The organism is Bifidobacterium miconis (assembly GCF_019331735.1).
Classification (GTDB): Bacteria; Actinomycetota; Actinomycetes; order Actinomycetales; family Bifidobacteriaceae; genus Bifidobacterium; species Bifidobacterium miconis.
Genome location: NZ_JAHBBH010000006.1, coordinates 1 through 20577 on the forward strand (window position 1 = coordinate 1; position 20577 = coordinate 20577).

16 protein-coding genes and 1 rRNA gene are annotated in these 20577 nt (G+C 64.7%); 12 read left to right on the plus strand and 5 right to left on the minus strand.

Features of this window, described 5'->3' with window-relative positions; translation table 11 throughout:
• Positions 1-112, plus strand: a 5S ribosomal RNA gene (rrf, locus tag KIH79_RS03240); the annotation flags it as partial.
• Positions 113-540: 428 nt separating this feature from the next.
• Here the strand turns inward: rrf and KIH79_RS03245 are convergent.
• Positions 541-717, minus strand: coding sequence for a hypothetical protein (locus tag KIH79_RS03245; RefSeq protein WP_219058089.1), 177 nt, complete (start codon positions 715-717; stop codon positions 541-543).
• Positions 718-1016: 299 nt separating this feature from the next.
• Between KIH79_RS03245 and KIH79_RS03250 the strand changes: the two genes are divergently transcribed.
• Positions 1017-3275, plus strand: coding sequence for a beta-galactosidase (locus KIH79_RS03250; RefSeq protein ID WP_338023112.1), 2259 nt, complete (start codon positions 1017-1019; stop codon positions 3273-3275).
• Positions 3276-3317: 42 nt separating this feature from the next.
• Entirely contained in the window at positions 3318-3980 is a 663-nt protein-coding gene (locus KIH79_RS03255; protein WP_236023569.1) for a TetR/AcrR family transcriptional regulator, read from the plus strand.
• Positions 3981-4159: 179 nt separating this feature from the next.
• Here KIH79_RS03255 and KIH79_RS03260 read toward each other — a convergent pair whose 3' ends face one another.
• From KIH79_RS03260 to KIH79_RS03275, 4 genes are all read right to left on the minus strand, one after another.
• Entirely contained in the window at positions 4160-5107 is a 948-nt protein-coding gene (locus tag KIH79_RS03260; protein WP_219058090.1) for an ROK family glucokinase, read from the minus strand.
• Positions 5108-5413: 306 nt separating this feature from the next.
• On the minus strand, positions 5414-7723 hold the full coding sequence (locus tag KIH79_RS03265; protein WP_219058091.1) for a hypothetical protein: 2310 nt from the start codon (positions 7721-7723) through the stop codon (positions 5414-5416).
• 329 nt (positions 7724-8052) lie between these two features.
• On the minus strand, positions 8053-9636 hold the full coding sequence (locus KIH79_RS03270) for a sensor histidine kinase (RefSeq protein WP_219058092.1): 1584 nt from the start codon (positions 9634-9636) through the stop codon (positions 8053-8055).
• Between the two features lie 2 nt (positions 9637-9638).
• Positions 9639-10343 (minus strand): response regulator transcription factor, encoded by a 705-nt coding sequence (locus tag KIH79_RS03275; protein WP_219058093.1) that lies wholly within the window; start codon positions 10341-10343, stop codon positions 9639-9641.
• Between the two features lie 334 nt (positions 10344-10677).
• On the opposite strand from KIH79_RS03275, the gene KIH79_RS13190 reads away from it, so the two are divergent.
• From KIH79_RS13190 to KIH79_RS03320, 9 genes are all read left to right on the plus strand, one after another.
• On the plus strand, positions 10678-10833 hold the full coding sequence (locus KIH79_RS13190) for a DUF559 domain-containing protein (RefSeq protein WP_219058094.1): 156 nt from the start codon (positions 10678-10680) through the stop codon (positions 10831-10833).
• 541 nt (positions 10834-11374) lie between these two features.
• Complete coding sequence (locus tag KIH79_RS03285; protein WP_219058095.1) at positions 11375-12214, plus strand: sugar phosphate isomerase/epimerase family protein; 840 nt, start codon at positions 11375-11377, stop codon at positions 12212-12214.
• A gap of 226 nt (positions 12215-12440) precedes the next feature.
• Positions 12441-13541, plus strand: coding sequence for a beta-galactosidase BglB (gene bglB, locus KIH79_RS03290; RefSeq protein WP_219058096.1), 1101 nt, complete (start codon positions 12441-12443; stop codon positions 13539-13541).
• A gap of 200 nt (positions 13542-13741) precedes the next feature.
• Positions 13742-14548, plus strand: a complete 807-nt coding sequence (locus KIH79_RS03295; protein ID WP_274607580.1) for a gluconate 5-dehydrogenase — start codon at positions 13742-13744, stop codon at positions 14546-14548.
• 84 nt (positions 14549-14632) lie between these two features.
• Positions 14633-15271 carry an RpiB/LacA/LacB family sugar-phosphate isomerase gene (locus KIH79_RS03300; protein WP_219058097.1) on the plus strand — a complete coding sequence of 213 codons (639 nt, stop codon included), beginning with the start codon at positions 14633-14635 and terminating at the stop codon, positions 15269-15271.
• A gap of 169 nt (positions 15272-15440) precedes the next feature.
• Positions 15441-16658 carry a LacI family DNA-binding transcriptional regulator gene (locus KIH79_RS03305; protein ID WP_219058098.1) on the plus strand — a complete coding sequence of 406 codons (1218 nt, stop codon included), beginning with the start codon at positions 15441-15443 and terminating at the stop codon, positions 16656-16658.
• 336 nt (positions 16659-16994) lie between these two features.
• Positions 16995-18308, plus strand: a complete 1314-nt coding sequence (locus tag KIH79_RS03310) for an ABC transporter substrate-binding protein (protein WP_219058099.1) — start codon at positions 16995-16997, stop codon at positions 18306-18308.
• Between the two features lie 174 nt (positions 18309-18482).
• Positions 18483-19460, plus strand: coding sequence for a carbohydrate ABC transporter permease (locus KIH79_RS03315; protein WP_219058100.1), 978 nt, complete (start codon positions 18483-18485; stop codon positions 19458-19460).
• A 1-nt stretch (position 19461) separates the two neighbouring features.
• The gene (locus tag KIH79_RS03320; RefSeq protein WP_219058101.1) at positions 19462-20394 is read left to right on the plus strand and encodes a carbohydrate ABC transporter permease; all 933 of its coding nucleotides are present in this window, start codon (positions 19462-19464) and stop codon (positions 20392-20394) included.
• Positions 20395-20577: the final 183 nt, after the last annotated feature.

Consider the following 20577-nt stretch of genomic DNA (forward strand, 5'->3'; position numbering starts at 1 on the left):
CGGTCATGGCCCAGGTGAGACGCCCGGCTCCATTCCGAACCCGGAAGCTAAGGCCTGGCACGGCAATGGTACTGCACCCGATAGAGTGTGGGAGAGTAGCACACCGCCGCATCCAACTTGACAAGAGGCCCCGGTCGAGCACACGCTCCCGGGGCCCCTCCCATATCCACCACCATTGCCAAACCGCATCCACAGCACGGCCCTGGGCTCTTTCGCGTATACCCAACCAGCCAAAAACCCGACACCAATGACGGCACCGGGCCCCCTTCACATACCCAAACAACAACGCCGGACCCCGCCCGAATCCAACAACAACCCAACACGCACCACAACAACCAGCAACCCCCGCCGCCAAAACCCGCCACCGCCACCAAGAACCCACCAGCCCCACCCCACACACCACACGCAGAACCCCTGACACACTCCTCCGGCGGTCACGCGATGGCAGATCCTTGACTTTTACCATTCCGTGAGTGAGCATCTCGGTCATGCGACGGAATCCGTGTCAGCCAAGCCATCGCGTGACCTCCATTGCGCCCGTCAACCGGTCACGCGATGGAAATTCACGGATTGTTGCCATCCCGTGACGATGGTTCCGATCACATGGTGGTGAAAACTGGCTACATGCCATTGCGTGACCCTTATTGCACTCATGAGAAGGTCACGGGACGGAAAACCACGGGCTTTTGCCGTTCCATGGGTGAGCATCTCGGTCATGCAACGGAATCCGTGCCGGATATGCCATTGCATGACCTCTTACCGCACCCACCAGCACCCACCAGCCGGTCACGCGATGGAAAATCCTTAGATTTTTCCGTCCCGTGATGAGCGGGGCCGTCACGGAATGGAACATACGTGTGGTATGCCATCGCGTGATCTGCACCGTGAATCATTTGATCTGCACCGTGAATCGCGTGATCTGCACCGTGAGGAGGTGTGTCTTGGCGAGAATTGCCCTACAATCTTTAACGTTGAAGTTTTTTGGTTTGGCTGATGAACAAGCAAAGGAGCCTATTGTGGGCAAACAGACCGTGGATCATTTTCTGTTCGGTGCGGCCTATTACGACGAATACATGCCGCAAGGCCTCGACCGCATCGAAACCGACATGCGCATGATGAACCATGCCGGCATCAACGTCATCCGCATCGCCGAATCGACGTGGAGCACGTGCGAGCCGCAGCCCGGCGTCTTCGACTTCAGCCACGTCGACCGGGCCCTCGACGCCGCGCATCGTCACGGCATCAGCGTCATCATCGGCACGCCGACGTACGCGGTGCCGACCTGGCTGGTGCGCATGCACCCCGACGTGCTCGCCGTCACGCCGCACGGCCCGGGCAAGTACGGCCCGCGTCAGATCATGGACATCGTCAACGGATCGTACCGCTACTACGCGGAGCGCGTCATCCGCAAGCTCATCGCGCACGTCGCGCAGCATCCGGCCGTGATCGGCTATCAGGTCGACAACGAGACCAAGTACTACGATTCCGTCAGCCCGGACATGCAGGCGCTGTTCATCAAGTATCTGCACGGCAAGTTCAACGGCGACCTCGACGCGCTCAACGCGCACTTCGGACTCGACTACTGGTCCAACCGCATCAACGCGTGGGAGGACTTCCCCGACGTCACGAACACGATCAACCAGTCGCTGCGCGGCGAATTCGACCGCTTCCGCCGCGAACAGGTCACGGAATTCCTCGCGTGGCAGGCCGGCATCGTGCGCGAATACGCGCGCGATGACCAGTTCGTCACGCAGAACTTCGACTTCGGCTGGCGTGGCGGCTCATACGGCGTGCAGCCGGCCGTCGACCACTTCAAGGCCGCCCGCGCGCTCGACATCGCCGGCTGCGACATCTACCATCCGACGCAGGACGACTTGACCGGCAAGGAGATCGCGTTCGGCGGCGACCTGACCCGCTCGCTCAAGGACGGCGCAAACTATCTCGTGCTCGAAACCGAGGCGCAGGGCAACCACGGTTGGCTGCCGTTCCCGGGCCAGATGCGGTTGCAGGCGTACTCGCACCTCGCGTCCGGCGCGGACATGGTCGAATACTGGCACTGGCATTCCATCCACAATTCGGCCGAAACGTACTGGAAGGGCCTGCTCAGCCACGATTTCGAACCGAACCCGACGTACGAGGAGGCCGGCGTGTTCGGCCGCGAGATCGCGCGTCCGGAAATCGCCAAGCGACTGCTGCACCTGAAGAAACGCAACACGGTCGCGATCATGGTGTCGAACGAGGCGCTCACCGCGCTCGGCGGCTTCCGCATCGCCTCCGGCACGAGCTGGGGCGGGGGAGCCGAATACAACGACGTGGTGCGCCGCGTGTACGACGCGCTGTTCGAGCTCAACGTGGAATGCGACTTCGTGCCGGCCGACGCTCCCGCCGAACGACTTGCGGATTATGCGATGGTCATCACGCCCGCGCTGTACGACGCGTCCGACGAGACGATCGAGCGGCTGCGCGCGTACGTGGCCGACGGCGGTCACTTGGTCTCGACGCTGCGCTCGTTCGTCGCGGACGAGGAGACGACCGTGTGGCACAACCGCGCGCCGCACCATCTGACCGACGTGTTCGGCATGAGCTACAACCAGTTCACGCCGCCCAAGGGGCGTGTGACGGTCGATTTCGCCGGTCCGCTCGCCGACGCCGCGGAGACGGCCGGACGCGCGGTGCAGGCGGAGGAGCTCATCGAACTGCTCAAGCCGAACGGCGACCGGACCTTCTCGGCCGGGGACGATGACGACGTCGCGGATAATGCGCCGGTCGGCGCACCGGCCAGCGCTGCGGCCGCCACGGAAGTGCTCGCGTGCTACGGCCACTATGCATGGAAGGACTACGCGGCCATCACTCGGCACGCGTTCGGCAAGGGCACGGCCGAATGGATCGGCACGATGCTCGACGCCGACGCGACGCGCGCGGTGCTGCGCGAAGCGCTCGCGCACGCCGGACTTGCCGGATTCGGTGCGGCTGGAGCCGCGACGGCCGACGCGACGGACGCCGCCGTGGCGGCGCTCGCCGGCAAGGTCAGCGTGCGCCGCGGCGTCAACGAGGCGGGGGAGACGGTCACGTACCTGCTCAACTATGCCGCCGAGCCGGTCACGTTCGCGTCTCCCGCGGCGGGCGAAGTCGTCGTCGCGCCGAAGGTCATCGCGACCAACGGACTGGTCGACGACGACGTGACGGACCTGCTGCCGATTCGCGAAGGCGACTCGGTCGCGCTCGGCGACGAGCTGACGCTGCCCCGTTGGAATCTCGCCGTGATCGTCGGCTGATCGTCCCCGTCGCGGTGCGCTCGCGCGCTACACTGGGACATTATGCCAACGATTGACATGCAGACCCCGCGGCCCAAGCGCGTCCGCAAAGACCCCGAGGAGCGGCGGCGTGAGATCCTCGCCGCCGCGGTCCGGCTCATCTCGCAGCGCGGCTATAACGGCATTTCCATTCAGGACGTTGCCGACGAGGTGGGCGTGACCAAGCAGGGCGTGCTGCGCTACATCGGCAGCAAGGACAACCTGCTCGCGATGGTGTACCGCGACAACTACAACGCCACCGGCAATGTCGACGAGTTCATGGAATCCGGGTTGCCGGGCTCCTCTCCCGACGACCTGCGATTCCCCGCGTACCTGCGTTTTCTGGTGCGGTACAACTCGCGCCGGCGCATGCTCGTGCAGCTGTTCTCGGTGCTGCAGGTCGAATCGTTCAACCCGGACCATCCGCTGCACGACGAATTCGCCGGGCGGCAGGACGAGATCTGGCGGTACTATTCGTCGTTCGACTGGAACATTCCGGCCGCGATCGGCGGCTGGGACGAGGGCATGCGGCCGATCGTGCGGCGCGCGATGGAAATCATGGACGGCGTGCAGCTGCGCTGGCTGCGCGAGCCCGAGCATGACCGGCACGATGAGTGGCTGAACGACGAGTGGGCCGGGCTTGAACCGATGATTTTCCCGTCGCCCGAATGGGACGATTACCGCTGATCGTCCGGTAAATATGACGTGGTCCCTTCCCTCGCGCGGAGGGAAGGGACCGGATGGTGACGGGAACCGGGCGGATGAGGCGCGCATCAAGTCTGCCGATCGGTCCGATCGGCACGATCAGCACGATCGGCCCGATTCGCCCTCGTGCAGCCCGTCCGTTCCGTGTGATCAGCGTGTGATCAGCGCAGGGCGAGGTTCGCCGCGCCGATCAGGCCGGCGTCCTGGCCGGCGGTGGCGGCGACGATCTTCGCGTGTCCGCGATAGGCGCTGCCTTCGAGGAAGCGCTCGTAGTTGTAGCGGGCCGGTTCGAGCAGGATGTCGCCGACGGCCACCACGCCGCCGCCGATCACGAACAGGTCCGGGTCGAGGACGGCCGCGGTGGCGGCCATGGTGCGGCCGAGCCATTCGCCGATCTTGCCGAACGCGTACAGGCCGAGTACGTCGCCCTCCTGCGCCGCCTGCGAGACCATCGGCCCCTCGAGCTTGTTGATGTCGCCTCCGCACAGTTCCAGCAGGCGCTTGGCGTCCTGCGGACGGCGGCGGACGGCCGACTTGGCGAAGTTTTCGAGCGACGTGCCGGAGGTGTAGCGCTCGGCGCAGCCGCGCAGGCCGCAGCCGCAGTGGTCGCCGTCCGGCACCATCGGCAGGTGGCCGATTTCGGCGGCCATGCCGAACGATCCGCGGAACAGTTCGCCGTTGATGACGATCGCGCCGCCGAGACCGGTGCCGACGGTGAGCGCGACCATGTTCTTGCTGCCTTGGCCGGCGCCGTGCACGTATTCGCCCCAGCCGGCGCAGTTCGCGTCGTTCTCGACGACGACCGGCACCTCGTGATCGATGAGTTTGTCGACGTGTTCGGCCAGATCGTAGTTGACCCATGCCGGGATGTTGGCGGCGAACGTGAGCGTGCGGCGGTCCGCGCCGACGTTGCCGGCGGCGGAAATGCCGATCGCCTCGATCTGGTGCCCGGCGGCGACCGCCTCGTGGTAGACCTTGGCGATGTTGTCGTTGATGGCGTCCGCATCCATCGGCGTGGGCACGCGCCAGCGCTGGATAATGGCATCGTTTTCATCGCACACGGCAGCGGCGATCTTGGTGCCTCCGATATCGACGGCGAGAGTGGTCATGATGCTCCTTTGTCATTACGTCTGGACTCCTGTAACAAGGAAAGCATATCGATTCTGCGCGACGTCGCAGGGGCGCTTTTGCCTGTTCCGCCGCGGGAACGGCCCAGTCTGCCAATGGGAGCGCTCACATGATTTGTCGTCCCCGGCGTGTCCTAATTACCAATCGTTAAGCAAACGATGTCACTCATATCATGATCGTTTATCATGACCGTTTATCGTGGTCGTTGTTCGCCGTCATCGACGCGAAACGGTCCCGCATGCCGCACTTCCGTCGGCACACGGGATCGTCATGCGTCGCACGCATCGTCAGTCGGCGTTGAACAGCGGGGACAGTTCGTCCTCATGCTCCTGCAGCACGGCGAGCACGTACTTGTCCCAATGCCGCGCATCCTGCGTGGCATTGCCGAACTCGTAGTCCTCCTGACCGTAGTCGATCACGTCGAATCCGGGCACCGCCTTGCTCGCGCCCTTGGCGCGGTAGGCCGCGGCCGCCGCCAGCGTGAACGAGACGGACAGGCCGGACGTCGTCTTCGAGGACTTCTTGGTCGTCACCCAACTGCTGATGTCCGTGCCGGTCGCTTCGGTCGCGTCGCCGTTCTCCGTCACGGCCGCGGCCTTCGCCTTGGTGATCGTCTTGGCCGACTTGTCGTACTTGCCGACCATTTCGTCGACGGTCAGCGACAGCGATTCGCCCAGCGTCTCGGACGGCACGTGACCGCCGTCCCACTGCCATTCGATCGTCGCGTCCACGCCGGCGTTCAGCCACGCGATCTCCATGTTCAGCGAACCGAACATCGACATGTCGCCTTCGGACGCGCCCATCACCACGCGCGCCCACGTCGGATCGTCCGTGCCGTCCGCGCCGATGTAGTTGAGCGGATCGTACAGTTCGACGATGTTGTTGCCGTACTTGTCGCCCTGTTCAACGCTCGCGATGTCCGATTCGTACGTGGCGAGCATCGCGGAGAACGAATCGTAGTTCGCAGAATCCTGCGAGCCGCTCGCCGACTGCGTGGTGCCGGCGTCCGGCGTGCCGACGACCTCGGTCTGGGATGAACCGCCGCTGCTGTTACCGCCGTCGGGGCCGGCAGATCCCGCGTCCGACGGGGCCTCGCCGCTCGGCGGCTCCCCGCTCGGAGCGTTGCCGTCACCGGGAGCGCTACCGTCGCCCGCGCCGCCCGGCCCTCCCATGCCGTCGCTGCCGGACGAGCCCTTCGCATGGCGCCCTTCCAGGAACGCGGTCGCCTTGTCCGCCGTGCTCATCGCCGTGACTTCGGCGTCGGACAGCGCGTCGCCGTTTTCGTCGAACCACGTCCAGCCGCTCGCATAGTCGAGATTGTCGACGTACCACTGCAGATTCTGCTCGAACTCCGCCAGATACAGGTCGAGATACGTGCCGTGATAGCCGTTCGTGCTCTGGTACTTGCTGCCGGAATCATGCTCGATGGTGAGCTTGACCGTATCCTTCGTGTCGCCGTCGCCGTTGAGATCAAACCCGACCGCAGACTCCTTGACCGCCAGATCCAGCCCGTTGATGTACTCCATGTACTCGGCCGCGAGATACTCGGCCATCTTCTTCTGAAAATCGGACGAATACTCGTGATCCGGATCGAGATAGTACTCGAACGCGAGCGCCATGTCGGCCTGCGCGAGCGGCGTGATCGCGCTGTACGCGACGGTGCCCCACGCGCCGTCCGAAATCGCCTTCGTTGTGCCGTCGATCGTCACGGTCGATGTCCAGCCGCCGTCCGTGGTCTTGTACACGCCGACCGCGCCCGCCTCGGCCAGATAGTCGTAGTAGTCCTCGTTGTTGCCGGTCGCGGCGAACATCGCGGCGTGCGCGCCGCCGCCCGAGCCGCCCGTGGTGACGAGGCGGTCCGCGTCGCCGGGCAGGTTGCCGAGCATGATGTTGTATTTGACGTAGCGTGCGGCCGCCTTCTGATCCACGAGGCACAGCGGCGCGTCGCCCGTGTACGTCGTGTTGCCGTCGGAATCGGTCACGGTGCTCTGCTTGCCGCGATTGCCGGACGCCATGGCGATGTAGCCGTTTGACGCATACTGCGTGGAGGCGAGCTGATTGTCCTGCGAGCTGTAGCCGGCCGCGCCCGTGGTGAAGATGATCGGCGCGGTTTTCGCGGTGTAGGTCTGCCCGTTTTCGCTGGTGACGGTGGCCGTGTAGTCGATGATGAGCGAGCCCTTGACCGCGGTGCCGCTGGTCGCGGTTGTCGCGGTCGTGTCGGCCGTGCCGTCGCCGTCCGTGTCGATGCCGGTCACGTACGCGCCGGGCACGGCGACCGACACGCCCTGCTGGTCGGGCAGTTCCGGATTGGTGACGGCCGAGACGATTGAGAGTACCCACGCGTCGGCGTCGCTCTGGTACGTCCACGCCTGATCGGCGTTGTTCTTGAGGTTGAGCGTGGTTTCGATGCTGGTTTTGGTCGCCGTGTCCTTGACCGTGGCGGTGGTCGTCTTGGTTGTGGCCGTCTTTGCGGTTGATGATGCGGCCGTCGCGTCCGACGCCGTGTCGCCGCCGGCGCATCCGGCGAGCGCGACGCACAGTGCGCTCGCCGCCGCCAGCGTCGCCGCGATCCTGCGGCGCATTGCATGCCTGGTCATGATGTTCCTTTGCGTTCGGGGACGCCGTCCGCGTCCGTTGCCGCAAGGGTAGGTGGCGAACATTGAACGAAGATTGAACCGGCATTGCCAGGACCTTGTCGGACTTAATGCGGTGGGTACTGACTACCCCTCAGTCACTGCGTGACAGCTCGTCCTGCAATTATGGACGGGCTGCGCCCGCGTTGCACTGGCTCGCCCGTCGGCTCGCACGTTGCCTGCAAACAGCTCTGCTGTTTGCTTCACGGCAACGTCCTGACAAGGGGAGCCGAGAAAAAGGAATGCGGCAGTGTAAACCCGACATATTAGGTTGAGATGGGACGCGGAATGGTTCAGACGGCGGGCATGGAGACGGTGAACATGACGCGGCCGGCCTCGCTGGTGCAGGAGATGGTGCCGTGGTGTGCGGCGACGATCGCGCGCGCGATCGACAGGCCGAGACCGTAATGGTCGCCGGAGCCGGAATGCGCCGCGTCGGCGCGGTAGAAGCGGTCGAACAGGTGGGCGATCTGCTCCGACGACAATGATCCGGGATTCGTGACGCGCAAGATCGCCCGGCCGCGCTCCGCATGCAGCGTGACGCGGATGACGCCGAGCGCGCCATCCGTTGCGGCGACGATCGCTGCGTCATCCGCGGCATCGTCCGCCGCGTCGGTTGATGCGTCGGACGACGCGCCGCCGGCTGTGCCGCTGTCCGTCGTGCCGTCCGACGCATCCAAGCGCGCGTGATCGATCGCATTGTCAAACAGGATCGACGCCAGTTCGCCGAGCCGCGTCTCGTCGCCGCGCACCAGCACGCGTTCGTCGATCCGATCCTCGAATCGCAGCCCGTGCTCGAACGCGACCGGCTCGCACGCCAGCAGGCAACCGGACACCAGTCGGCTCATGTCGACGGGCTCCATGCCGTCATCGTGCGACGTTCCGGCCTCGGCGCGCGCCTCCGCATGCGCGAGCTCCAGCAGCTGCGCGACCAGCCGGCCCATGCGCCGGTTCTCGAACTCGATGTTGTCCAGCCACGGGCTGTCGCCGGCGTCGCGTCGCAGCAGCTCCGTGTTCACGCCGATCGTGGCGACCGGCGTCTTCAATTCGTGCCCGGCGTCGGCGACGAACCGCCGCTGTTCGGCATGCGCGCGTTCCAACGGCAGTAGGATCAGCCGTGCGAGCGCATGCGCCGCAACGGCGAGCAGCATGAACGCGACCGCGCCGAACACCGCCGTGTAGCGCATCAGCGTGGCCATGTTCGCGTCCATCACCGTATTGTCCATCATCACCACGAGCGTGCGCCCGTCGTACTGTTCGATCCGGTACATCCATTGGCCGAGGGATCCTGAGGCGACTGCATCCGGTTCGCTCAGGTCTGCGCTCGCATGCGCCCACGTAACGTGATGCCGGGCCGCCATCGACCTGCCGGCCGTGGCGAGCGCGTCTTCGGTGACGCCCACGGACGAATTGCCGGCATGGTCGCTGACCTTGCCGTCGGCGTCGAACACGACCGCGTAGAACGTTTGCGACGTGTACGTGTCCGTTGCCGGCAGGTCGGCCGGAGCCTGTTGGCTGGACGGTGGTTCTGCGGATGGCGTGGATGGTGCGGATTGTTGCGTGGTCTCTTTGCCGGACGTTGACCCGGATTGCGGAGATCGCCGCACGGAATCGCCGTCGGCCGACGACTCGGATTGCGGTTGGTTTGCCGGCCATGAGTCGCTGGCGGACGGGGGAGTGTCGGTGCCGGGCAGACCGTGCTCCCAGTACACCGACGCGTACTGTTCGAGCATGCGCTCGTTGCGCGAGGACACTTCGCGATAGCTGGTGGAGTAGATCAGCGCGACCATGCCCGCGACCAGCACGACGAGCACGCCGAGAATCGCCGCGACGATGCGCCGGCGCGATCGGCGGAACAGTCGGGGTTCGGCGGACATGATCATCCGTCCTTTCCGTCGCGCAGCACGTAGCCGAGTCCGCGCACCGCCTTGATATGGACGGACGATCCGACGAACGCGAGCTTGCGGCGCAGGAACGAGCAGTACACCTCGACGCTGTTGTAGTCGCCGCCGTCGGCCTGCGGCCATGCGGCCGCACGCAGCTGATCGCGCGACAGCACCTGGCCGGGATGGTCGAGCAGCGTCTCGAACAGGGCCGATTCGCGCTGGCTGAGCGTTGCGGATTGGCCGCTGGCCGTGCAGTGCAGCGTCAGCGACGACGTGTCCCACGACAGATCGGCGAACGTGCGCGGCCTCGTGCGGGCGGCCGGACCGTCCAGCGCGCCGACCCGGCGCAGCTGTGCGCGCACGCGGGCCAGCAGTTCCGGTACCGCGAACGGTTTGGTCAGATAATCGTCCGCGCCCGAGTCCAGGCCGGTCACCTTGTCGTCCACCGAAGTCTTCGCGGTCAGCATGATGATCGGCGTGGCCAGTCCCAGCTCGCGCGTCATCGCGGCCAGGCTCGTGCCTGACCGGCCCGGCAGCATCACGTCGAGGATCATCGCGTCATACGGGCGCTCGCGGATGGCCTGCGCGCCGGCCTCGCCGTCGCCGCACACGTCGACCTCGTGGCCTTCCCGGCGCAGCAGTTCGGCGACGGCCTGCGCCATGCGATCCTCGTCCTCGACCAGCAGCAGCCGGGCCATGGCATCTCCTTTTCGCAAATCCGACGGTGCGTCTCAGCATATACCGGTTCTTCGTGTTTTGACGTGTAGGGGCGGTCGTCTGATGGCATCGGCAATACGCTGCCGCGTGATGCTGTGTTGCCGCGCAATGAAAATCGGCATTGCGCTCGCACTCAATGCCATGTTTCCTGCAGCGGCTCGGCCGCCGCGCTCGTATGTGTTCAACGCACTGCGGTGCTGGCGGAGCCTCGGCCCCCTCGGCTGAGGGGGCTGTCAGCCGCAGGCTGACTGGGGGAGCGTCACGGCGCAGCTGCCAACAAGCACGGCATCGCGCGCAGCGCGATGCCGATACACGTTGGAGCAGCGGGAAAAGGATGCCATTCGTACCCGGGACTTGGAGGCTGCAAGCCTGCTGGTGGTGAGGTTTGCGAACGATCAGGTGGATCGCATGTTCCATGAGGTGTGCATGGAGCTCGACCGGGTGGTGGCAGCAAGAATTGCCATGCGATAAGAGGGTGGTGCGGCTCTGGTATTGGAATCGCGCTGCGCGCGATGCTGTGTTGTTGGCGGCACTAACGTGCCGCGACGCTCCCCCAGTCGACCTTTGGTCGACAGCCCCCTCAGCCGAGGGGGCCGAGGCTACCGCCAGCATTGCAGCGCGTTGAACACTTGTCTTGGCGGCAGCTGTCGCTGCCGCTGACAGCACAGCATCGCGCGACAGCGCGATTCCGATACCTCGGACCGCACAATCACCGCGCAGCTCATACACACCACAATGCGAAGGGCCCATATGTTCAGTCCCTACCCGGCGGCGGGAGAGTGGGGCGCTGTGATTTGCGGGAAATGGAAGGGAGAAAGTGGAACTTGTGGCAACAAATTCGCGGGGGAGCGGCGGACGGGGATAGCGTGGGGGCAATCGGGCGGTGCCCGGGCGGCGCGGCGGCGATGCCGTGCCGGAGCGGACAGCCACGGGCCGGCACCGTGCACGGCCACCGCACGGCCCACCGTGCATGGTCGCTGCACGGCCACCGCACAGCCACAAGGAGGCGGACATGATCAACTTCGGAGTCAGGGGCCATGACGTGCCGTTCGACGGCACGCCCGAGGATCTGGCCCGCGCCATCGCGGCGACCGGCGCGCACAACGTGCAGTTCGCGCTCAACGCGCTGTTTCCCGACCTGCCCAGCGGCGAGCGGGAAATCAACCCCGGCATGGGCACGTACTTCCGCCGCGTGCTGGCCGAACAGGGCGTGCAGATCGCCGTGCTCAGCTGCTACATCAACATGATCCACCCCGATCCAGCACAGCGCGAGCCGCTGCTGCGCAAGTTCGAGGCGTACCTGCGCCACGCGCGCTACTTCGGCGCTCCGATCGTGGCCAGCGAAACCGGCTCCGTGCTCGAAACGCTCGGCGTGTACACCGAGGAGAACTTCACCGAGGAGGCGTACCGGGATGCGCTCGGCGTGATCCGCCGGCTCGTCGCCGCGGGCGAACGCTACGGCACGATCGTGGGCGTCGAACCGGGACGCAACCATCCGATCCACGACCTCGCCGCCATCGAACGGCTCATCGCCGACGTGGACTCGCCGTGGATGGGCATCGTGCTCGACCCGTCGGTGCTCATCGACGGCGATACATACGAGGGGCAGATCAACCTGATCGAGGAGGCGTTCGCGCGCTTCGGCGAGCACATCGTCGCGATGCACCTCAAGGACTTCCGCCCGGTGCCCGGACAGACGGAACTGCGCATGTGCGACATCGGCGACGGCGTGATGCGCGTCGGCGACGCGCTGCGCATCGTCGAACGGTACCGCCCGTACCTGCCGGTGATGACCGAGGAGACCAAGGGCGACGCGATCGGCGTCGCGATCCGGCGATACGGCGACATCTGACGGTCGATGCGGCACCGTTCGACGCGACGTTGCCATGATACGACGGCACGTTGCGGTCGGCGACGATATTGCGCAAACATCATGCAAAATAATGCAAATTATTGCGGAATGATTTCCATATTTGTGGAAATAGTTGTATGATATCAGCAGGAACGGAAAGCAGACGCAACGACCGCGGAACACGACTTTCCGAACCATCCACCACGAACTCAAGGAATGAGGAATCATGGACACTCCACCGATGCCGGCCACGCGCGAGCGGCTGCTCGGGCTAATCGACGCCATGTCCGACAATCTCGTCGCCATCGTGTCCAACGGCGACGGACTGTGGACCGTGGGCGACGTCGTCATCGACGACAAAAGCTGGAACGTATGGAACTGGCCGCAGGGCATCGGCCTGTACGGCCTCTACCGCAACTGGGAGGTCACCGGATCCCAGTCCGCGCTCGACGCCGTCACGCAATGGTACGAACGCGCCTTCGCCCAAGGCACGCCCTCCAAAAACGTCAACACCATGGCCCCGCTGCTCGCCATGGCCTACCTGTACGAGCGCACCGGCGACCCCAAGCTCCGGCCCTACCTCGAACAGTGGGCGCGCTGGGTGTACCGCGACATGCCCCGCACCGAAGGCCAGGGCCTCCAGCACGTCACCTTCGGCGAGCCCCACCACAACCAGCTGTGGGCCGACACGCTCGTCATGAGCGTGCTGCCCCTCGCCAAAATCGGCATGCTGCTCGGCAACCGCGCATACGTCGAAGAAGCCAAATACCAGTTCGAAATCCACGCCAAATACCTCATGGACAACGCCACCGGCCTGTGGTACCACGGCTGGACCTTCGACGAGCGGCACAACTTCGTCGGCGCGCATTGGGCGCGCGGCAACTGCTGGGCCACCATGGCGATCCCCGAAATCATCGACATCCTCCACCTCGACGCCGACGACGCGCTGCGCCGATGGCTCACCACCGTGCTCGAGGAACAGGTCGAGGCGCTCGCCGCGCACCAAAGCGACAGCGGCCTATGGCACACGCTCATCGACGACGAGACCTCCTACCTCGAATCGTCCGGCACCGCGGGCATCGCGTACGGCGTGCTCAAGGCCGTGCACCGCGGCTACCTGTCCGAACGCTGGCTCGACATGGCCTACCGGGCGGTCGGCGGGCTCATCGACCAGATCGGCGAGCACGGCGAGGTCAACAACGTGTCCGTCGGCACCGGCATGGGCAGTGATCTCGACTACTACCGCGGCATCGAACGCGCGGCCATGCCGTACGGACAGTCGCTGACCATCCTCGCGTTCACCGAAATGCTCGTCTCCTACTGCTGAGCGGTGATGGCCAGCCATACACAAACCAACCGAACACGACCACGCCAGCTACTGCTTTGCAGGATGGAATGTAACGGGTTCGACTACCCCTCAGTCACTTCGTGACAGCTCCCCTGACAAGGGGAGCCGAGAGACCAGAAACACAATCACACCAACCGTCGTAACGCAACAAGCGGGACACCCCGCGGAAAGGAACCATCATGGGCTACGACATGAGCAAATTCTCCCTCGAAGGCAAGGTGGCGCTCGTCACCGGCGCCAGCTACGGCATCGGCTTCGCCATCGCCACCGCGTTCGCCGCGGCCGGCGCGAAGATCGCCTTCAACGACATCAGCGAGGCGGCCGTCGAACGCGGCCTCAAGAACTACGCCGAAGCCGGCATCGACGTCAAGGGCTACGTCGCCGACGTGACCGACGAGGAAGCCGTCGCGGGACTCGTCGCGAACATCGAACGCGACCTGGGCACCATCGACATCCTCGTCAACAACGCCGGCATCATCAAGCGCATTCCCATGCTCGACATGTCCGCCGCGGACTTCCGCAAGGTCATCGACGTGGACCTCAACGCGCCGTTCATTGTCTCCAAGGCCGTGATTCCGGGCATGATCAGGAAGGGCCACGGCAAGATCATCAACATCTGCTCCATGATGAGCGAACTCGGCCGCGAAACCGTCTCCGCGTACGCCGCCGCCAAGGGCGGCCTCAAGATGCTCACCCGCAACATCTGCTCCGAATACGGCGAGGCGAACATCCAGTGCAACGCCATCGGCCCCGGCTACATCGCCACCCCGCAGACCGCGCCGCTGCGCGAACGCCAGCCCGACGGCTCTCGCCACCCGTTCGACGCGTTCATCGTCGCCAAGACGCCCGCCGCTCGCTGGGGCACCCCCGAGGATCTGCAGGGGCCGGCCATCTTCCTCGCCTCCGACGCGTCCGACTTCGTCAACGGCCACGTGCTCTACGTGGACGGCGGCATCCTCGCCTATATCGGCAAGCAGCCTCAGTGACGAACAACGCGGCGACGGAGCGCCTTCCGCGTCGCTCCGGGCATGAGGCAGGCAATGACAACCTTGGAAAGGAAACGTGACTGTATGAAGATCGCTTTGATCAACGAGAATTCGCAGGCGGCTAAGAACGGGCTGATCGAGCAGGCGCTGCGCAAGGTCGCCGACGCGCACGGCTTTGAGGTGTTCAACTACGGCATGTACGCGGCCGACGACGCCGCGCAGCTCACCTACGTGCAGAACGGTATCCTCGCCGCCGCGCTGCTCAACACCGGCGCCGCCGACTTCGTGGTGACCGGCTGCGGCACTGGCGAAGGCGCGATGCTCGCGCTCAACAGCTTCCCGGGCGTGATCTGCGGGCACGTCGAGGATCCGCTCGACGCGTACACGTTCGCGCAGATCAACGACGGCAACGCCATCGCCATCCCCTTCGCGCTCAAGAACGGCTGGGGGCAGGAGCTCAACCTCGAATACATCTTCGAAAAGCTGTGGTGCGAGGAGCCGGGAACCGGCTATCCGAAGGAACGCGTGGTGCCCGAGCAGCGCAACAAGAAGATCCTCGACGGCGTGCGCGCGGCCGCGTTCCGGCCGCTCGTCGACATCTACCGGGATCTCGACCCGGAGCTCGTCAAGGGCGCGTTCGCGGGGGAGCGGTTCCGCGACTACTTCGAAGCCAACGCCGCGGACGGCGAGATCAAGGACTACGTGCTCTCGCTGATCGCCTAACGTTGCGTGCGGTGCGCGACCAGACCAGCTGACTGGAACCCGGTTTTCCGAACGGAAACCGGGTTTTTGTCGTACCGGCGCAATCGCGGCATGGATTTGCCGGAGTTTGCGCAAAACCGCAAAGGGATGGGTAGTATGGAAACACTGGCTTACGGTGCAAGGAGGAATCATGGCTGAGGCAACCATCACCGACGTGGCGAAGGCTGCGGGAGTCGCGGCGTCAACGGTGTCGCGCGCGCTCAACGGCGGCAACGTGAAGGCCGAAACACGCGAACGGATCGTGAAGCTCGCACGGCAGATGGGATACCGCAACGGGCTTGCGGCGCTGGACGAAGCGGCTGCGGCGGCGACGGCCGGCGTGGCGGGTGCCGCCGGTGTCGCCGGAAACGTCGCGGCTGGCCTGTCGGGTGCGGTGATCGGCGGCGGCACAGGCGTCGGCCCGACGGCCGGTCTGAACGCCGGTCTCGCCGGCGGCCCGGGCGCGGCCGCCTCGACCGGCAAGGGCAACATCGGCGTGTTCGTCACCGACATCGCCAACTTCTACTTCACCGACATCTTCAAAGGCCTGTTCTCCGTCGCACAGAACGCCGGATACCGCCTGTTCATGGCCGATCTCGACGTGTCCGGCGACCGGTCCGAAACCATCCGCAGCGTCACCGGCGCGTCCGCCGGCCAACTGTTTGTCTCGCCGCGCCTGAGCGACGCCGAACTCAGGCGCTGCTGCGATCCGCGCACCACCGTGTTCACCAACCGGCAGGTCGAGGGCTACTCGTCCGTGTGCATCGACGACCGTTCCGGCATCCTGCAGGCCGTGCGCCACCTCGCCTCGCTCGGCCACCGCACCATCGCGTACGTGGGCGGCGCGGACAGCTCGTGGGCGAATCAGGTGCGCGGCGAGACGTGCGCCGAGGCGGCCAAGTCGTTCGGCATGAACTGCGTCGTCGTCGGCCCGCTCGAACCGTCGTACGCGGGCGGCGTGAACGCCGGCGACGCGCTGCTGCTCGAACGCGACGTGACCGGCGTGGTCGCGTTCAACGACCTCGTCGCCACCGGCCTGATCGGCCGTCTGGTCGAACGCGGCGTCGACATTCCCGGCGAGATGAGCGTGATCGGCGTCGACGACAGCGTGCTCGCGCGCGTCGTGCGGCCGCAGCTGACCAGCGTGGACGTGCGGCAGGAGCGCATGGGCGCGCTCGCGATGCAGATGCTCATCAACAAGCTCGAGGATGCGGCGTGGGGCGACGCCGGCGCGGGCGACGACGATGCGCCGCGCGTCGAGATGGTGCCCGAGATTCTCGTCACGCGCGAATCGACCGGGCCCGCGCCGCGGGGGAACGGCGACGATGAGACGGCCGGTGGCGGCGAACAGCACGGTGACGCTGCGTAAGTGCGAATTGCGCGGGACATGCGGCGGTAGCGGCACTGCGTGCCGTATCTCTCCCTCAGTCTCGCTGCGCTCGACAGCTCCCTCGTCAGAGGGAGCTCCTGTGTCTGCCGGACCGTTGATTCAGCGAGGCGCATGAACCGCGGCATTACGTAAGAGTTGCAGAGTTTGCAAAAAGAGTGGAAACTTTTGCTGGAACAAATGGCAACTGTGATGCAAATGTGGAAATAATTTGCTATATTGGAGGCTGTCAGATGGAAACGTCGTGGAAGACGAATCCGCAGCAGGCCGGTGGTCGATGAGGATCCACCAAGCGGCCTCAACAAGAAAGGTCCAGCAATGAAGGCGTACAAGAAGATCGTCGCGGCCCTCGCGGCCGGCGCGGCACTGGTGTCCATGGCGGCGTGCGGCACCGGATCCGGCTCCTCGGGCAAGGCGGACGCCAACAAGATCACCGTCGCATGGTGGGGCAACCAGCAGCGCAACGAGCGCCAGGCCAAGGTCAACAAGCTGTTCGAGGCCGCCAACAAGGGCGTCACCGTCGACGGCCAGTTCTCCGAATGGGACGACTACTGGAAGAAGCTGTCCACCAACGCCGCCGGCAACAAGATGCCCGACGTGGTCGCCATGGACTACTCCTACCTGCAGCAGTACATCGACAACGGCCTGCTCGTCGACCTCGACCAGTACATCAAGGACGGCACCATCGACACGTCCAACATCGACGACAACGTCCTGTCCGCCGGCAAGATCGACGGCAAGACCTACGCGCTCAGCCTCGGCAACAGCGCGCCGGCCCTCATCTACAACAAGACGCTCACCGACAAGGCCGGCATCACCGTCCCCGACAACATGACCGTCGACCAGTTCATCGACATCTCCAAGCAGGTGTACGAGAAGACCGGCGTCAAAACCAACTTCCGCTACTACGAGGCGTCCGAACTGCTCGAATACATCCTGCGCGGCGAAGGCAAGCAGCTCTTCGGCGACGGCAAGCTCGGCGCCAGCGAACAGGACGTCGAGGATTACCTGAACGTCTACCAGCAGGGAGTCAAGGAAGGCTGGCACGTCGCCCCCGAAATCTTCGCCCAGATCAAGGCCGGCTCCGTCGAACAGGACCCGCTCGTCTACGGTACCGACAACGCGGCCCGCTCGTGGTGCTCGTTCAAGTTCAACTCGCAGCTCAACGCCATGCAGGCCGTGCTCACCGACGGCACCGAACTGGCCATGACCAACTGGCCGTCGGCGGACGCCAAGAAGGCCGGCTACGTCAAGCCCTCCATGTTCTTCGTGATCACCAAGTCCTCCAAGAACCCGAAGCTCGCGGCCAAGTACATCGACTTCTACACCAACAACGAGGACGCGGTCAAGACCATGCTCACCGACCGCGGCCTGCCCGTCAACTCCAAGATGATGGACGCCATCGAATCCAGCCTCGACGAGGGCGACCAGAAGTCGGTGAGCTACCTCAACGACGTGGTCATCCCCAACAGCTCCGCCATCAACCCGCCCGCACCCGCCGGCGCCACCGAAGTCAACTCCACGCTCCTGCCGAGCATCGAGGAGGAAGTCCTCTACGGCAAGAAGGACGCGGCCACCGCGGCCAAGGAGTTCGTCGAACAGGCCAACGACGCGCTCGCCAGCGCGAAGTAGGCGAAGCGGACCGGTCGCAACGCGATAATCGTCATCCCGAATCCAAACAACATAACCGACCGGCCGGCGGACGTGCGGCGACAGACGGACCAGTCATAGTCCGTCGATCGCACGGGCGCCGGCCCGGCCGGATCAACCATCAATCCGACTTTCACATCATCCGAAAGGCAAACCATGTCACACGCAACCGCGACGCTGCCCAGCTCGGCGCGCAACGGCAGCGGGGCGAAGACGAATGGCCTGAGCTTCCGCAAGGAGGGCGCTCTGCGCGCGCTCCTGCACAAGGAAAGCGTCGCGGGCTATGTGTGCGCGTTCCCGTTCATCTTCGGCTTCCTCATGTTCATGATCGTGCCGATGATCCTGTCCCTCTGGTACTCGTTCACCGACTACAACATCATCGGCGAGGCCTCGTTCATCGGCCTCGACAACTACGTCGAAATGTTCACGCAGGACGACCTGTTCTGGAAGTCCCTCGGCGTCACCTTCCTGTTCGCGCTCGTCTCCGTGCCGCTCAAGCTCGTCTTCGCGCTCATCGTCGCCATGCTCCTGCTGCGCAACTCCAAGGCGTCCGGCTTCTACCGCGCCGCCTACTACCTGCCGTCCATCCTCGGCGGCTCCGTCGCCATCGCGATCCTGTGGCGGCAGATGTTCGCCACCGACGGCGTGATCAACCAGGTGCTCGGCGTGTTCGGCATCGACTCCAAGTTCGCGTGGCTCGGCGACACCCGCACCGCCATCTGGACGCTCATCATCCTCGCGGTCTGGCAGTTCGGCTCCTCCATGCTGATCTTCCTCGCCTCGCTCAAGCAGATCCCCGCCGAACTGTACGAGGCGGCCAGCGTGGACGGCGCGAGCAAGTGGACCCAGTTCTGGAAGATCACCCTGCCGCTGCTCACGCCCACCATCTTCTTCAACCTGGTCATGCAGATGATCAACGGATTCCTCGCCTTCACCCAGTGCTACATCATCACGCAGGGCAAGCCGATGAACTCCACCCTGTTCTACATGGTCCACATGTACGACGAATCCTTCACCAACTACCACGCGGGCTACGGCGCCGCGATGGCCTGGGTCATGCTGGTCCTGGTCGGCGCGGTCACGCTGTTCCTGTTCGCCACCAAGCGCTTCTGGGTATACGACGAGGAGGCCTGACATGAGCGCCGCAATCACTTCCGCATCTTCGGCATCGGCCGGTCGCGCCAATCGCGCCGGTCGCGCCAACAGCGTCAACAGCGCCAACCGCCCGCGCATCAAGCCCGGACGCATCGTCTACCACGTGCTCGTCTTCGCGTTCGCGCTGGTCATGCTCTACCCGATCGCGTGGATGGTGTTCAGCTCGTTCAAGCCCACCAACACCGTGTTCTCCACCGCCGGCCAGCTCATCCCGACCGAATGGACGCTCGACAACTACGCGAACGGCTTCAAGGGCTTCGAGGAAAGCATCCCGTTCTACCGGTACATCGGCAACTCGCTGTTCATCGCCGTGACCGCCACCGTCGGCACCGTGTTCTCGTCGGCCATCGTCGCCTACGCGCTGAGCCGTCTGCACTTCAAGGGCCGCAAGGTGCTGTTCACTGCCATGATGATCTCCATGATGCTGCCCGCGCAGGTGCTCATGGTCCCGCAGTACCTGTGGTATCAGAAGCTCGGCTGGACCGACTCCTACCTGCCGCTCATCGTGCCCTACTGCTTCGCTATCCAGGGATTCTTCATCTACCTGATGATGAACTTCATCGAAGGCATCCCGCGCAGCCTCGACGAAGCCGCGCAGATCGACGGCTGCTCCTACTACGGCATCTTCGCTCGCGTGATCTTCCCGCTGCTCACCCCGGCGCTCGTCACCGGCTGCATCTTCTCCTTCATGTGGCGTTGGGACGACTTCCTCGGCGCGCTCCTGTACGTGTCCGACTCGGCCAAGTTGCCCGTGGCGCTTGCGCTCAAGATGTTCGCCGACCCGAGCTCCTCCTCCGACTACGGCGCCATGTTCGCCATGGCCTCGGTGTCCATCCTGCCGAGCGTACTCATCTTCCTCTTCTTCCAGAAGTATCTGGTCGAAGGCGTGAGCACTTCGGGACTCAAAGGCTAGTACTTTGTCGGATTCATACTGCCGCATTCCTCTTCCTTGGCTCCCCTTGTCAGGGGAGCTGTCACGAAGTGACTGAGGGGTAGTCAGAATCCATCGCATTAAGTCCGGCAAAATACTCGATTGTCCCAGCTTCGCTCCGGGCCGGCGACCGCACCATCGGCCGTCGGCCCTCGGCCATATCAT